Annotated in this window: 13 protein-coding genes; 4 read left to right on the top strand and 9 right to left on the bottom strand. The window is 66.4% G+C overall.

Going from position 1 to position 14,705, the window contains the following annotated elements; genetic code table 11:
• Window positions 1-2: 2 nt before the first annotated feature.
• From F0Q45_RS07645 to F0Q45_RS07685, 9 genes are all read right to left on the bottom strand, one after another.
• Window positions 3-1,160 carry a virulence factor Mce family protein gene (locus F0Q45_RS07645; protein ID WP_149653363.1) on the bottom strand — a complete coding sequence of 386 codons (1,158 nt, stop codon included), beginning with the start codon at window positions 1,158-1,160 and terminating at the stop codon, window positions 3-5.
• Window positions 1,160-2,539 (bottom strand): virulence factor Mce family protein, encoded by a 1,380-nt coding sequence (locus F0Q45_RS07650; protein WP_149653364.1) that lies wholly within the window; start codon window positions 2,537-2,539, stop codon window positions 1,160-1,162. The genes F0Q45_RS07645 and F0Q45_RS07650 overlap by 1 nt, the downstream gene beginning before the upstream one ends.
• Window positions 2,536-3,597, bottom strand: a complete 1,062-nt coding sequence (locus tag F0Q45_RS07655; protein WP_149653365.1) for a virulence factor Mce family protein — start codon at window positions 3,595-3,597, stop codon at window positions 2,536-2,538. Before F0Q45_RS07655 ends, F0Q45_RS07650 begins: the two co-directional genes overlap by 4 nt.
• Window positions 3,587-4,639, bottom strand: coding sequence for a virulence factor Mce family protein (locus tag F0Q45_RS07660; RefSeq protein WP_149653366.1), 1,053 nt, complete (start codon window positions 4,637-4,639; stop codon window positions 3,587-3,589). Before F0Q45_RS07660 ends, F0Q45_RS07655 begins: the two co-directional genes overlap by 11 nt.
• Window positions 4,639-5,838, bottom strand: coding sequence for a virulence factor Mce family protein (locus F0Q45_RS07665; protein ID WP_149653367.1), 1,200 nt, complete (start codon window positions 5,836-5,838; stop codon window positions 4,639-4,641). Before F0Q45_RS07665 ends, F0Q45_RS07660 begins: the two co-directional genes overlap by 1 nt.
• 14 nt (window positions 5,839-5,852) lie before the next feature.
• Window positions 5,853-6,695 (bottom strand): ABC transporter permease, encoded by an 843-nt coding sequence (locus F0Q45_RS07670; protein ID WP_149653368.1) that lies wholly within the window; start codon window positions 6,693-6,695, stop codon window positions 5,853-5,855.
• Window positions 6,696-6,702: 7 nt separating this feature from the next.
• On the bottom strand, window positions 6,703-7,467 hold the full coding sequence (locus F0Q45_RS07675; protein ID WP_149653369.1) for an MlaE family ABC transporter permease: 765 nt from the start codon (window positions 7,465-7,467) through the stop codon (window positions 6,703-6,705).
• 234 nt (window positions 7,468-7,701) lie between these two features.
• The gene (locus tag F0Q45_RS07680; protein WP_149653370.1) at window positions 7,702-8,607 is read right to left on the bottom strand and encodes a 3-oxoacyl-ACP reductase; all 906 of its coding nucleotides are present in this window, start codon (window positions 8,605-8,607) and stop codon (window positions 7,702-7,704) included.
• A gap of 79 nt (window positions 8,608-8,686) precedes the next feature.
• A complete protein-coding gene (locus tag F0Q45_RS07685; RefSeq protein WP_149653378.1) occupies window positions 8,687-8,878 on the bottom strand; it encodes a ferredoxin in 192 nt (63 codons plus the stop codon).
• Window positions 8,879-9,098: 220 nt separating this feature from the next.
• On the opposite strand from F0Q45_RS07685, the gene F0Q45_RS07690 reads away from it, so the two are divergent.
• The 4 genes from F0Q45_RS07690 to F0Q45_RS07705 form a co-directional block, all read left to right on the top strand.
• The gene (locus tag F0Q45_RS07690; protein ID WP_149653371.1) at window positions 9,099-10,280 is read left to right on the top strand and encodes an acyl-CoA dehydrogenase; all 1,182 of its coding nucleotides are present in this window, start codon (window positions 9,099-9,101) and stop codon (window positions 10,278-10,280) included.
• Between the two features lie 22 nt (window positions 10,281-10,302).
• Window positions 10,303-11,400 carry an acyl-CoA dehydrogenase family protein gene (locus F0Q45_RS07695; protein ID WP_149653372.1) on the top strand — a complete coding sequence of 366 codons (1,098 nt, stop codon included), beginning with the start codon at window positions 10,303-10,305 and terminating at the stop codon, window positions 11,398-11,400.
• 2 nt (window positions 11,401-11,402) lie between these two features.
• The gene (gene fadD17, locus F0Q45_RS07700) at window positions 11,403-12,905 is read left to right on the top strand and encodes a long-chain-fatty-acid--CoA ligase FadD17 (RefSeq protein WP_149653373.1); all 1,503 of its coding nucleotides are present in this window, start codon (window positions 11,403-11,405) and stop codon (window positions 12,903-12,905) included.
• 129 nt (window positions 12,906-13,034) lie between these two features.
• Window positions 13,035-14,705 (top strand): PE family protein (locus F0Q45_RS07705; RefSeq protein ID WP_149653374.1); only part of this gene is annotated, 1,671 nt, incomplete at its 3' end.

Genomic DNA, 14,705 nt, shown 5'->3' on the forward strand with positions numbered 1-14,705 from the left:
CCCTACTGCCCTGCCGCGGTGCCGGGCGGAATCTTGAACGGGTCGGCCGCTTGCCCCGAAAGGTTGGCCAGTTCGCCGGTCAAGAAGTCGGGCGGGTTGACGATTTCGGCCATGTGCGCCATGTTCGGGTCAAGGGCATACGACGTGGTGAAAAACGTCTCACCGAGCCGGCGCAGCGTCAAGTCGAAGGTGGTGTACACATTGAGGTAGTCGCCGCGCACCGCCTGTTTGATGCCGAAGTTGGGGAACGGGAACGTCAGCAGCAGCTGTTGCGAGGTGACGAAATTCTTGCGGTTATCGCTGATGGCTTTGACCACCGCATACAAGTCTTTGAGGTCGGCGGCGAAGTCGGTCTTGGTCTTCGACAGCACATGCGCGGTGACCGTGGCCAGCCTACGCAGCGAGGAGAACGCCTCGACGATGTGGTCTCGATTCTTGTTGAGCACCCGAACCGCCGCGGGCAGTGTGTCTAGCGCGCGGCCCAGATTGTCCTTGTCGCGCGCCAGGATTGCCGAGAACCTGTTCAGCCCGTCGATCGCGGCGATGATGTCGTTGACCTGCTTGTTGAGCCCGGCGGTCAACTCCGCGAGCCTGGGGATCAGGTCTTTGAACTGGCCCTGCCGGCCCGCCACGGCCTGATAGGCCTCGTCGGTAATCTCTTCCAGCGCACCAACGTTGCCCTTGTTTACCACCACCCCGAGTGCGGAGAACACCTCCTCGGTGGTGGGATAGCGTCCGGTGGCGGACTCCGGGATGCGTGACCCGTCGACCAGCCGGCCCTTGGCAGGTTGATCGGGCGGTGCGGCGAGCTCAATATGCAGCGAACCCAGCAGCGAGGTCTGCGAGACCTTTGCGATCGCGTTGGCTGGCAGCGTTACGTTCTGGTCCAGGGCCAGCTTGACCGCGGCGTAGAACGATCCGTCGGCCCGCTGCTCAGCGTGGATGCCGGAGACGCTGCCGACGGTGACGTCGTCGACCATGACCGGCGAATTCTGCGGCAGCGTCGCCACGTCAGGCATTTCCACGGTGATCGAGTAGGCGCCGCCGCCGTGGCCGGCGGTGCCGGGCAGCGGAAGCGAGTTCAGCCCGCCGAAGCTGCATCCGGCGAGCAGCGCGCCGCCGGCCGCTACTGCGCTGACGCGCAGACACATTCGTGTCATCAGCCACTCCCCTGCTCCGCAGGCGCCGGGGTGGGCGCCGGGGTGGGCAGCGGTCCCGGCCGCGGGCCGTATCCCGGAATCGAGCCGGGAGCCGGCGGAACAAGCAGGCTCTGCAGATCCGTGGTGTTGCTCGCCGCGGGCTGCGCCGCTCCTTTGGCCGGTATCCAGGTCAACTCCGGCACCGGTGTCTCCGCCTTGGCCTGAGTGGCCGGGGTGTCGTAGATGACCTGCCCCTTGTAGGCGGTGATGGTGTTGAGCGGGTGGAACATGATCGGCGGGTAGTTGGCCGTGAGCCGGCGCAGCACCGGCCCCAGCCGCTCCCGACACAACTCGGCACGCCGGAAGTACTCAGGCGCCGTGTTTCCCGCGGCGGTGTCGAAGGACCCGCCGCAGATGAACTGCACCGGGTTGGCGAAGTTGGGTATCGACAGCAGACCGTTCAGGGTGCCCTGCGCCGGGTCATAGATGTTGTAGAAGTTGGCGATGCCGGGGCCCGCCACGTGCAAGACCTGCTCGAGGTTGTCGCTCTGGTCGCTCAACGTTTGGGTGAGGTCGCCCAGCTGGTTGACCGTTTCGATCAGCGTCGAGTTATTTTGGCGCAGGAATCCCCGGATATCAGAGAGCGCCTGGTTGAGCGTGCTCAGGGTGTGATCGAGGTTGCGTGAGCTATCGGCGAGCACCTGCGACACCGACGCCACGTGCCCGGCGAACTGTACGATTTGCTCATTGCTTTGCGACAGCGCGTCGACTAAGACCTGCAGGCTCTTGATGGTGCTGAAGATGTCGTCGCGTGAATCCCCCAGGCGCCCAGCCACTTGCGACAGCTCCCGTAGTGCGTTGTGGAAGGAGTCACCGTTGCCGTCGAGGGTGTCGGCGGCCTGGTTAATCGCCGTTCCCAGCGGACCCTGCAGTTCTCCGGCCGCCGGACTAAGCGTGACCGACAGCCGGGTCAGCGACTCCTTGACTTCATCCCACTCCACCGGGACCGCGGTGCGGGCCAGGTCGATGCTGGCACCGTCGGCCAGCACCGCTCCCCCGGTGTAGGCCGGGGTGAGCTGAATGAACCGCGCTGCCACCAGATTGGGCGACATAATGACGGCCTGGGCGTCGCGGGGAACCTTGACGTCCGCAGCCACCGTCATGGTGATCTTGACGTCCGATGGCCGCGGCTCGATGGTGTCGATCTCACCCACCGGGACACCGAGGATGCGGACCTGGTCACCGGGGTAAAGCCCGACCGCGGAGGTGAAGTACGCGACGATTTTGCGACCGTTGCCGCCCGCTGAGGTCAGCACATAGACGCCCCCCAACAGCGCCGCGACCAGCGCGACGATGGTGACGGTACGCAGACCCCGGCCGCCGAAAAGTTGCCTGATCATGGTGATTTCGGCCTGATGATCCAGCGTTCCTGGATGAACCCGCGCAGGTAGTCGGCAAAGCTGTCCGGCAGCTTGCCGGGCTGGAAGACCGCGTCGAACACGGTGGCGATCAGCGGCGCCGGGATCGCGCCGTAGACGTTGACGTTGAAGCCAGGCCCGGAGCCAACCACCTCGCCCAGCGTGGTCGCATAGGCAGGCAGCCGTTTGAGGGCCTCGGTGATGTAGTCACGGCGCTCGTTGAGGTTGCTTAGCACCAGATTGAGCTTCTGCAGCGCGGGGCCGAATTCCTTACGATTGTCGGCGACGAATCCGGAGAGCTGCGCCGAGACATCGTCGATCCCGGCGATCAGCGCACCCAGCGCCGCGCGCCGCTCGTCGAGCGCGGCGAACAGCTGGTCGCCGTCGACGATCAGCTTGTTGACCTGGTCGGCCCGCTGCGACAACACCCCGGTCACCGTCTTGGCGTGGGCCAGCAGGCCCTGCAGCGCTTCGTCGCGAGTATTCAGGGTGCGCGATAGCGACGTCACCCCGTCCAGCGCGCCGCGCAGCTGCGGTGTGGCGTCGTGCAGGGTTTCGGTGAGCACCTTCAGGGCCTGCTCGAACTGCGGCTTGTTCAGGTTGTCGGAGTTGCGACCCAAGTCCTGCAGTGCGCCGTTAAGCGTGTACGGGGTGGTGGTCCGGCTCAGCGGGATGGTGGTGGTGTGCCCGCTGCCGGCCGGGGTCACCGCGATGGACCTCTCCCCGAGGATGGTGTCGGTTCGGATAGCGGCCAGCGACTGGTCGCCAACGACGACCGTGCGATCGACGCTGAACGTGATTTTGGCGCTGTCGCCGGCCAGGCTCACGTCGGAGACCTTGCCGACCTTGAAGCCCGAAACATAGACGTTGTTACCGGGAGTGATGCCGGCCGCGTCGGTGAAGTAGGCGTCGTAGGTCTTGCCCTGCGGCCAAAACGGCAGCCCGGCGTAGCCGAATGCGATCAGCACGACGCACACCACCAACACCAAGCCGAAGATGCCGGTGCGCAGCGGGTCGCGCTCACGTTTGCTACTTGGCAAAAGCGCACCTCCCCTTGCTGGGATCCACCTGCCCGCCGATCGGCAGCAGGATATCGCTGCCGGCCGGTCCGTTGATCTTGAACGTCACCGTGCAGAAGTAGATGTTGAAGAAGGCCCCGTAGGAGCCCAGCGCCGCCAACCGCAGATAGTCCTCGCCCAGCTGCTCGACGTCGTTGTTGAGCTCGGCTTTGCGGTCGTCGAGCTCGGTGGCCAGCGGCCGCAAGTTTTCCAGGACGCCCTGCAATGGCCGCCGCGAATTCTGCAGCAGCTCAGTGAGATCCGTCGTCGTCGACGCCAACGGCGGGATGGCGCCGGCAATAGCGTCTTTGTTGCTGGCCAGCCCGGTGATCAGCTGCTGAAGCTGGTCGACACTGGCCGAGAACTGCGCGCTCTTGCTGTCGACGGTCGCCAACACCGCGTTGAGGTTGTTGATCACGTCGCCGATCAGCTGGTCACGTCGGCCCAGCGCCGTCGAAAAGGCGCTGGTGTCGGCCAGCACGTCGGACAACGCTCCACCCTGGCCCTGCAGCAACTCGATGACGGCGCTAGTCAGCGTGTTCACCTTGTCGGCATCGAGACCTTTGAGCACCGGCCGCAGGCCGCCGAGCAGCGCGTCGAGATCCAGCGCAGGCTGGGTGTGCTGGGCGTTGATGGTGCCGCCGGGCGGCAATTTGCGCAGCTCACCTGGCCCCGAGGTGATCTCCATATACCGGTCGCCGACCAGGTTTTCGTAGCGGATCACCGCCCGCGTCGACGAGTACACCGTGTAGCTGCGGTCGATCGCGAACGCCACGTCGATGGTGTTGTCCGGATTGAGCTTGACGGCCTTCACCGAACCGACCGGCACCCCGGCGATGCGCACCTTTTGGCCCGCCTTCAGCCGCGAGACGTTGGTGAAGGTCGCGTGATAGACGTTCGTCGGGCCAAACCGGAAGTCACCGAACACTACGACCAGCGCGGCACCCACCAGCAACATGACCACCGCGAAGATGCTGACCTTGATCACCATCGAGCGGTGCGACGGCACACCCCCCGCGGCCATCAGAAGTCGTCTCGTTCGGCGAAGGTGCCGTGGAACAAGAACTGCAGTGTCGAGGGCGCGTCGACCTGCAACTCGGTGAACGGTTCGTAGGGGATGTAAGCGTTGTCGGTGACCAGGAACGGCGCCCGGTAGAACGAGCCCCCGTTTTGCTTGGTCGGGATGTCGGGCAGGCCGCGACAGTTCGGGCCGCCGGAGGCGTTGACGATCGGCAGGCTCTCCGGGTAGGTATACGCCGGCGCGCCCAACACGAAGCTCGACGAAGTGAACAGGCCCGCCTTGCGGACGCCGATCAGTGGGGCGAATTCTTTGATGCCACGCGCAATCCCGGCGAACAGGCAGCCGAATTCCGGCGAGTAGTCGGAGGCTACTTTCAGTGGGGCCCGCAGCCGGTTGATGGCGTCGATGAAGTTCTGCTCGGCCGGCGCCAGTGTCTCGTAGGCGTTGTTGGCCAGGCCGATCGTGGCCAGCAAGGTGGTGTTCAGATCGCTCTGCCGGTCTACCACGGTCTTGTTGATGGTCGGCAAATTGTCGAACACGGTATTGAGGTCGGGCGCGGCGTCGGCGTAGACGTTGGTCACCAGGCCCAGCTTGCGGAAATCTTCCTGCAGGGCGGGCAGCTTCGGGTTGGCTTGGCGTGCCAGGGTATTTAGTCCCGACAACAGCGCGCCCAGGTCGTCGCCATGCCCGCGCAGGCCTTCGGACAGGGCGGACAGCGTTGCGTTCAATTCGACCGGGTCGATCTTGTGTAATAGGTCGATGAGGGATTGGAACAGCGTGTTGACTTCGAGCTGCACCTGCGCGGCCTCCACCCGAGCATCCGGACGCAGCGAAGTCGGCGACGGCGTCTTAGGTGGAATGAATTCCAGCGACTTGGCGCCGAAGATGGTGTTTCCGGCGATATGCACCGTGGCGTTGGACGGGATGAAGTGCATCTCGGCGCTTCTGATCGCCAGCCGCAGCCGCGCCTGGTCGCCGCTGTAGCTGATCTCCTCCACGGTGCCGACCTGGATGCCGCGATACTTGACCTTGGCGCCCTTCTCCATCACCAGCCCGGCCCGCGGCGAGGAGACAACGACGGTGTCGGTCGGGGTGAACGCCGAGGTGTAGGACAGATACGTCAAGACCGCTGAACCCACCAGCAGGCCGGCCAGCAGCGCCGCCGCCACCCGCACGCTGGTGCGTCGCGATCCGCCTGCCATGGTCCTATCGAGTCCTATCCAGAGAGGTTGAAGTTGCCGGATGCGCCGTAGACGGCGAGTGAGATGAACAGCGTAATGACTACCACCACGATCAGTGACGTGCGTACCGCCTGACCGACGGCCACCCCGACGCCGACCGACCCGCCGCTGGCGTTGTAGCCGTAGTAGGTGTGCACCAGCATCACAGCGATGGACATCACGATGGCCTGGGCGAACGACCACAACAAGTCTGAGGGGATCAGGAAGGTATTGAAGTAGTGGTCATATAGACCCGCGGACTGACCGTTGATGAACACCGTGGTGAAGCGGGCGGCGAAGAAGGCTGCCAACACCGACAGCGAATACAGCGGGACGATGGCCACCAGGCCGGCGATGAGCCGGGTGGACACCAGGTAGGACACCGAGTGCACCGCCATGCATTCGACCGCGTCGATCTCCTCGGACACCCGCATGGCACCGAGCTGAGCGGTGGCTCCCGCGCCGATGGTGGCCGCCAGCGCGATGCCGGCAATCACCGGCGCAACCACACGTACATTCAAGAAAGCCGACAGGAAGCCGGTCAGCGCCTCGATACCGATGTCGCCCAGCGAGGAGTACCCCTGCACCGCGATGACCCCGCCGGACGCCAGGGTCAGGAAAGCCGCGACCCCGACCGTGCCGCCGATCATGACGAGCGCCCCTGCGCCCAAGGTCATCTCGGCGACCAGACGGACCGTTTCTTTGCGGTATCGCGTGATGGCGTTGGGGACGTAACGCATGGTTTCGCCGTAGAACAACGCCTGCTCGCCGAAGTTATCGACCGGCCCCTGCAGCCGGGACATGAGCCGGCGAAAGCGGAGCGTGGCGTCATAGCTCACCGGGTGCTCACTTCGCCGAGATTCGTACGCCGATGGCGGTCATGACCACGTTGATCACGAAGAGGCAAATAAATGCGTAGACGACGGTTTCGTTGACCGCATTCCCGACACCCTTGGGCCCGCCCTTGACGGTCAGCCCGCGATAGCAGCCGACCAGCCCGGCCATCACCCCGAACAGCAGCGCCTTGACTTCGGCCAGCACCAACTCGCGCAACCCGGTGAGCACGGTCAGCCCGTTGATGAACGCACCGGGGTTGACGCCCTGTAGGAAAACGGAAAACACGTAGCCACCGGACAGGCCGATGGCGCACACCAAACCGTTGAGTAGCAACGCCACCAGCGTGGACGCCAATACCCTGGGCACGACCAGGCGCTGGATCGGGTCGATGCCCAGCACCCGCATCGCGTCGATCTCCTCGCGGATGGTGCGGGCACCCAAATCGGCGCAGATTGCCGTGGCGCCAGCACCGGCCACCACCAGCACCGTCACCACCGGACCCAGCTGGGTGATGGTGCCGAATGCCGTTCCGGCGCCAGACAGGTCGGCGGCGCCGATCTCACGCAGCAGGATGTTAAGGGTGAACGCCACCAACACCGTGAACGGAATGGAGACCAGCAGCGTCGGGACCAGCGAAACGCGAGCAACCATCCAGGTTTGATCCAAGAACTCGCGAAACTGAAACGGCCGCCGGAACATAGCGCGCGCGGTATCCATCGACATCTCGAAGAAGCCACCAACGGCCCGGGCCGGAACCGCAAGCTGTTGGATCAACTTGGTTCCCCCGTCTGCTAGGCGGCGAAGCCGGTGTGTCCCCCGGGCCCGCCCCGGGTCCGCACCCGACTGCTTGTGAGCCGGCTCATACTAACTCAGAACAACTTAGCCGTGTCAATCAACGACATTTCTGTGGCGAACACGTTAATTTGGCTGGTTAGGCCCTGTATCGCGCAGCCGTTCTGACACAGGTTCTACCCGCTGACGGCGCTCGTTGGCGCCGCCCAGATACTCCTATGAGCTCATCAAGCCGGTGGCCGAAAAGTTGTGATCTGGGTCCCGGCCAGCAAAGTAGTCCCGCAAGGTGGCACTCAATTGAGCGGGCTCCCACACCAAGCCGTGAGCGCTGAAGCGATGCTCCACGGTCGGCGCCGCCACCAGAGTCACCTGCGGGCCGTACACGATGAACAGCTGACCGTTGACGTCCGCGGCTGCCGGTGACGCCAAAAACTGCACCAGGGCGACCACGTGCTCCGGCGACAACGGGTCGATTCCACCGTCTTCTGGATCGGGCGCGGCACCGAAAACGTCGGCGGTCATCGCGGTCCGAGCACGCGGACAGATGGCGTTGGCGCACACGCCGTAACGTCCCAGTGCTCGCGACGCGGACAAGGTGAGCGCGGTGATGCCCGCCTTGGCGGCGCCGTAGTTGGCCTGCCCCACCGGGCCCACCAGCCCCGCCTCCGACGAGGTATTGATGAGCCGGCCGTATACCGAGCCATCCATGGCTTCTTTGGCCTTGGCGCGCCAGTACGTCGCCGCGTTGCGGGTGAGCAGGAAGTGCCCGCGCAGATGCACTGCGATGACCTGATCCCAGTCGTCGTCGGTCATGTTGAACAGCATCCGGTCGCGGGTGATGCCGGCGTTGTTGACGACGACGTCTAGCCCGCCCAGCCGGTCGGCGGTTGCGACGACCTCGTCGGCGGTTGCGCGCTGGCTGATATCGCCGGCCACCGCGACCGCCTTCACGCCCATCGCGCTGATTTCGTCGAGGACGTCAGAGTTATCCAAAGCGGTGCCGATGTCGTTGACAACGACGGTGGCGCCGAGCCTGGCCAGGCCTATCGCCTCAGCACGCCCCAACCCCGCGGCTGCCCCGGTTACCGCCGCGACCTTGCCGGACAGATCGGTCGCATCCATGCTGTCACCCGCTAGCGGGCCATCAAGCCTAGTCAATTATGAATACCTCTAGTTCCGCTTGCTCAGCTACGCGGTTGCCTTAGTCCTCACGCATGAGGGCGGCTCGTGGGCATTCGGCGATGGCCTGCTCGGCCAGCTCCTCTTGACCGGCCGGTATGGGGTCAAGCTTCACCACGGCATATTCCTCGTCGTCCAGGTCGAAGATATCGGGGGCAATTCCGACGCACACCGCGTTACCTTCACACCGGTCACGGTCCACCTTCACTCGCACGGCACCCTCCTCGAACATGTCCAGTACCCGGTCCAGCAGTCGACCACTGCCTGGCACCACCATAAGGCGGTAACGCGACTGACGAAACGGTCGCTGGATTCCCAGACTAGAACGTGTTACAACCGGGAGAACGAATTGGGTAGCCGTTCGCGTCTGTTACCGGGGCTGACGGATGGCACGTCGCGGCTAGCGACTCGAATATGGACCGAAGGCGGCAGAGATGCGCATTAGTTACACCCCAGAGCAGGAAGAGCTGCGCCGTGAGCTGCGGTCATACTTCACCACTTTGATGACGCCGGAGCGGCGTGAGGCGCTCAGCGCGGTCCAGGGCGAATACGGCGTCGGGGACGCCTATCGGGAGACGGTCGCCCAGATGGGCAAGGACGGCTGGCTGACCCTGAGCTGGCCTAAAGAGTACGGCGGCCAGGACCGCTCGCCGATGGACTCGCTGATCTTCACCGACGAAGCCGCCATCGCGGGTGCCCCGGTGCCGTTTCTGACCATCAACAGCGTGGCGCCCACCATCATGACCTACGGCACCGATGAGCAAAAGCAATTTTTTCTGCCCAAAATCGCGGCCGGCGACCTGCACTTCTCGATCGGCTACTCCGAACCTGGCGCCGGCACCGACTTGGCCAACCTGCGCACCACCGCCGTCCGCGACGGCGACGACTACGTCATCAACGGCCAGAAGATGTGGACCAGCCTGATCCAGTACGCGGACTATGTCTGGCTGGCGGTGCGCACCAATAGCGAGGCCAAGAAGCACCGCGGGATCTCAGTGCTGATCGTGCCGACGACCGCCGACGGCTTTTCCTGGACACCGGTGCACACCATGGCCGGCCCCGACACCAGCGCGACCTACTACACCGACGTGCGGGTGCCGGTGACCAACCGGGTCGGCGCGGAGAACGGCGGCTGGAAGCTGGTGACCAACCAGCTCAACCACGAGCGGGTCGCACTGGTGTCGTCGGCGCCGATCTTCGTGGCCCTGCGCGAGGTTCGGGAGTGGGCGCAAAACACCAAGGACGCCGCCGGCGCCCGGCTCATCGACGCCGAGTGGGTGCAGCTCAACCTGGCCCGGGTGCACGCCAAAGCCGAGGTGCTCAAGCTGATCAACTGGGAGCTCGCCTCATCGCACGACGACGCCCCCTCGCCGGCAGATGCGTCGGCCGCCAAGGTTTTTGGGACCGAGCTGGCCACCGAGGCCTACCGGCTGCTGATGGAAGTACTGGGTACCGCGGCGACGCTGCGTCAGGACTCACCTGGCGCTTTGCTGCGCGGCCGGGTGGAGCGGATGCACCGGGCCTGCCTGATCCTGACGTTCGGCGGCGGGACCAACGAAGTCCAACGCGACATCATCGGCATGGTCGCGCTGGGTCTGCCCCGAGCCAACCGCTGACCTAACTGACGAAGGGCTACTGATGGATTTCTCGACAACCGAGGCGGCCACCGACCTGGGCGGTCTGGTGGACACCATCGTTGACGCGGTATGCACGCCGGAGCACCAGCGCGAGCTGGACAAGCTGGATCAACGTTTCGACCGGGCGCTATGGGGCAAGCTCGTCGAGGCCGACATCTTGACCAGCGCCGCTGCGTCATCGGTGGGCGGCGACGGGTTCGGGGTGCTCGAACAGGTGGCCATCCTGGTGGCGCTGGGTCGCCAGCTGGCCGCCGTGCCGTATCTGGAGTCGGTGGTGCTAGGGGCCGGCGCGCTGGCCCGGTTTGGTCCCGAGGAACTGCAGCAAGGCTGGGGTGTGCCGGCAGTGAGCGGCCAGAAAATCCTGACCGTCGCGCTTGACGGTGAGATGGGCGAGGGTCCGGTGCGGGCCACCCCGGCCGACGACGGCGTCCACCTCACCGGTACCCGCACCCAGGTGAGCTATGGGCCAGTCGCTGACGCTTTCCTGGTTCCCGCCGAAACCGATTCCGGCGCAGCCGTTTTCCTGGTCGCCGCCGATGACCCCGGGGTTAGCATGACAGCTCTGCATACCACGAGCCTGGGCAGTGTCGGCCATCTAACCCTGGACGGTGTTGCGGTGGCTGCCTCGCGCCGAGTTGGCAGCGGCGGGGCCATCGCCTGGCTGCGCACGACATACACCCTGGGCCGCAGCGCATTTCAACTCGGAGTGCTCGAGCGCGGATTGCAGATGACGGCCGAATACGCCCGCACCCGCGAGCAATTCGACCGACCGATCGGCAGCTTTCAAGCTGTCGGCCAGCGGCTGGCTGATAGCTACATCGACGTCAAGGGGCTACGGCTGACGCTCACCCAGGCAGCTTGGCGGGTCGCCGAAGATCTTCCCGCCGAGATCGACGTCGCGTCCGCGGCATTCTGGGCCGCCGACGCCGGACATCGGGTGGCCCACACGATCGTGCACATCCATGGCGGCGTGGGCGTGGACACCGACCATCCGGTGCACCGGTATTTCTTGGCGGCCAAAGCAACCGAGTTCGCTCTGGGCGGCGCCACCGGGCAATTACGCCAGATCGGCCGCGAGCTCGCGGAGACCCCCGCCTAGCCGTGGTTGATCCCACCGTCACCCAGCTGCTGGTTCCGCTGGCTGACATCGCTGACCGGGGGGTCTATTTCGAGGACTCCTTCACCAGTTGGAGCGACCACATCCAGCAGGGTGCCTCGGTCGCTGCCGCGTTACGCGCGCGTCTGGACCCGGCCCGTCCACCGCACGTGGGTGTGCTGCTGCAGAACACGCCCGCCTTTTCAGCGATTCTGGTCGCGGCTGGGATGTCGGGCATTGTTCCGGTAGGCCTTAACCCGGTGCGGCGCGGTGCCGCACTGGCCCGCGACATCGGGCACGCCGATTGTCAGGTTGTGTTGGCTGACTCGGCATCGGCTGCGGTGCTCGATGGTATTGAGCACGTGAACATCGAATCCGCCGCATGGTCTGAAGAGGTTGCCGCACAACATAACGCGGAACTGAGATTTCAATCAGCCTTGCCGACAGACCTTTTCATGTTGATTTACACCTCGGGTACCAGCGGTGAGCCCAAAGCGGTGATGTGCAGCCACAGCAAGGTCGCGGTCGCCGGGATGGCGATGAGTCAGCGCTTCGGTCTGGGACGCGACGACGTCTGCTATGTGTCGATGCCGTTGGTCCATTCCAACGCGGTCTTGGTCGGATGGGCGGTGGCAGCGGCCTGCCAGGGTTCAATGGCGTTGCGGCGCAAGTTTTCTGCCTCTCAGTTCTTGGCCGACATTCGCCGATACGGCGCGACTTACGCCAACTATGTCGGCAAGCCCTTGTCGTATGTGCTTGCTACACCAGAGCAACCCGACGACGCGGATAACCCGCTGCGGGCCGTGTACGGTAACGAGGGGGTCCCCGGTGATGTGGTGCGTTTCGGCGGGCGGTTCGGGTGTGTCGTGGTGGACGGGTTCGGCTCGACCGAAGGTGGGGTGGCGATCAGCCGTACACGCGACACCCCGGCGGAGGCGCTGGGCCCGTTGCCGGAGGGTATCGCCATCGTCGACCCCGAGACCGGTGCGCAGTGTCCGCCCGGCGTGGTCGGCGAGCTGGTCAACTCCGCCGGGCCCGGGCGCTTCGAGGGCTATTACAACGACGACGCCGCCGCAGCCGAGCGGATGGCAGGCGGCGTTTACCACAGCGGCGACCTGGCCTATCGCGACGAGGCAGGCTATGCCTATTTTGCTGGCCGGTTGGGCGATTGGATGCGGGTAGACGGTGAGAATCTCGGCACGGCACCTATCGAACGGGTGCTGCTGCGCTATCCCGGCGCCGCCGAGGTCGCGGTCTACCCAATACCCGATCCGGTGGTGGGCGATCAGGTGATGGCCGCGGTCGTGATGACACCGGGCACCGACTTCGATCCCGCCACGTTCCGGGCATTTCTGGCCGAGCAACCCGACCTTGGCCCCAAGCAGTGGCCGTCGTACATCCGGGTGAGCGCGGCGCTGCCCCGCACCATGACCTATAAGGTGCTCAAGCGAGAGCTTTCCGCCCAAGCGTTGGACTGCGGCGATCCCGTGTGGTCGATTCGGCGGTAACGGCTTGGAGAACTGGTCTCCGGGTTGCGCGGGTACTTCGCCGGAATCATCAGCTGAAGTGCCGCAATCGAGCTACGATCCGCGTCTAGCAGTTAACCAGGTCGCCTTCTAGCCAGTGCGAGGTGCCGGATGTTGTATCTCCTTGCTGCCCCAGAGTCGATGACCGCGCTCGCTGCGGACCTGGCTAGTATCGGCTCGTCGATCACGGCGGCCAACGCGGCAGCGGCGGGCGCGACGACAGCGGTGGCAACCGCCGGCTCCGACGAGGTGTCGACGGCCGTCGCCGCATTGTTCTCCCGGCACGCCGTGGCCTACCAGACCCTGGCCCGCCGGGTCTCGGCCTTTCATAGCCAGTTCGCGCAAACTCTTAACGAGGGCGCCTGGTCGTATGCCGCCGCCGAGGCGGTCAACGCATCCCCGCTGCAATTGGCCATCAACGCGGTGAGCGCGCCGGCCCAAACTGTGCTGTCCCGCCCGCTCATCGGCAACGGCGCCAATGCGACCACACCCGGCGGCAACGGCGCCGACGGCGGGTGGCTCTTCGGCAACGGCGGCAACGGCGCCCCAGGCGCCGCGGGACAGGCCGGTGGCAACGGCGGGTCGGCCGGACTGTGGGGTAGCGGGGGCGCCGGGGGCGCCGGCGGTGCGGGCGGCGCCAAAGGCGGCAACGGCGGCAACGGCGGGCTGCTGTTGGGCGGCGGCGGCACGGGCGGCATCGGCGGCGTGGGCGCCGCCGGCGGTGGAACGGGCGGCACCGGCGGCAACGGCGGCAACGGTGCCTGGCTGATCGGCGGCGGGGGCGGCGGCGGGCCTGGTGGCATGGGCGGTTCCAGCGGCGGCACCGGCGGGCACGGCGGCGACGGCGGGAACAGCGCGTGGCTGATCGGCGCCGGCGGAGCCGGCGGCAAGGGTGGAGTCGGGGCCGCCGGTACGGGTGGCGGGGGCGCCGCCGGAGCAGGCGGAACCGGCGGTAACGGTGGTTCCGGCGGATTGTTCATGAACGGCGGCGACGGCGGCGCAGGTGGCCAAGGCGGCGACGGTGCCCCCGGGGCGGCCGCGGCCGGCCCCGGCGACGCCGGCGGCAGTGGCGGTCTAGGCGGCAGCGGCGGCGCCGGGGGCCGTGGAGGCGGTGGGCCGGTGCTGTTCGGCCACGGCGGGGCGGGCGGCCTCGGAGGCCAGGGCGGAACCGGTGGCAGCGGAGGTGCCGGTGGCAACGGCACCACCATGATCGCCGCAGGTACCGGTGGCACCGGTGGAACTGGCGGCGCCGCCGGTGCCGGCGGGGCGGCTGGCGCTCCCGGGCTTCTCACCACTGCCGGCCTGGCCGGCGGCTTCGGCGCCGGGGGCACCGGCGGCACCGGAGGCACCGGCGGCAACGGCGCTGCCGGCGGCAACGGCGCGAATCCCGGTGACAACGGTATTGCCGGCTTTGCGGGCGGCCAAGGCGGCCAAGGCGGAACCGGAGGAGCCGCCATCGCGGGCGGCGTTGCCGGTAAAGGCGGCCAAGGTGGACCTGGCGGCACCGGCGGCACCGGCGGCAACGGCGCCATCGGCGTCGCCGGCGGCGGAGCTGGTGGCGAGGGCGGCAACGGCGGCAACGGCGGCGCGCCTGGCAGCGGCGGCGCCGCAGGTTTCGGCAATGGCGGCCAGGCGGGTAGCACCGGCATCGGCGGCACCGGCGGCACCGGCGGCAACGGCGGCAACGGCACCGCCGGAGGCAACGGCGCCGACGGCGGCACCGCCACCAACGGTGACCCCGGCGTCGCGGGTGGCGCCGGCGGAAAAGGCGGGGCCGGCGGC

It is taken from the genome of Mycobacterium simiae, assembly GCF_008370645.1.
GTDB lineage: Bacteria > Actinomycetota > Actinomycetes > Mycobacteriales > Mycobacteriaceae > Mycobacterium > Mycobacterium simiae_A.

Excerpts from the sequence above, each read along its gene's own strand:
- F0Q45_RS07690 (WP_149653371.1), top strand. The coding sequence starts at position 9,099 with ATGCGCATTAGTTACACCCCAGAGCAGGAAGAGCTGCGCCGTGAGCTG.
- F0Q45_RS07645 (WP_149653363.1), bottom strand. The coding sequence starts at position 1,160 with ATGACACGAATGTGTCTGCGCGTCAGCGCAGTAGCGGCCGGCGGCGCG.
- F0Q45_RS07680 (WP_149653370.1), bottom strand. The coding sequence starts at position 8,607 with ATGGATGCGACCGATCTGTCCGGCAAGGTCGCGGCGGTAACCGGGGCA.
- F0Q45_RS07650 (WP_149653364.1), bottom strand. The coding sequence starts at position 2,539 with ATGATCAGGCAACTTTTCGGCGGCCGGGGTCTGCGTACCGTCACCATC.
- F0Q45_RS07665 (WP_149653367.1), bottom strand. The coding sequence starts at position 5,838 with ATGGCAGGCGGATCGCGACGCACCAGCGTGCGGGTGGCGGCGGCGCTG.
- F0Q45_RS07695 (WP_149653372.1), top strand. The coding sequence starts at position 10,303 with ATGGATTTCTCGACAACCGAGGCGGCCACCGACCTGGGCGGTCTGGTG.
- F0Q45_RS07660 (WP_149653366.1), bottom strand. The coding sequence starts at position 4,639 with ATGGCCGCGGGGGGTGTGCCGTCGCACCGCTCGATGGTGATCAAGGTC.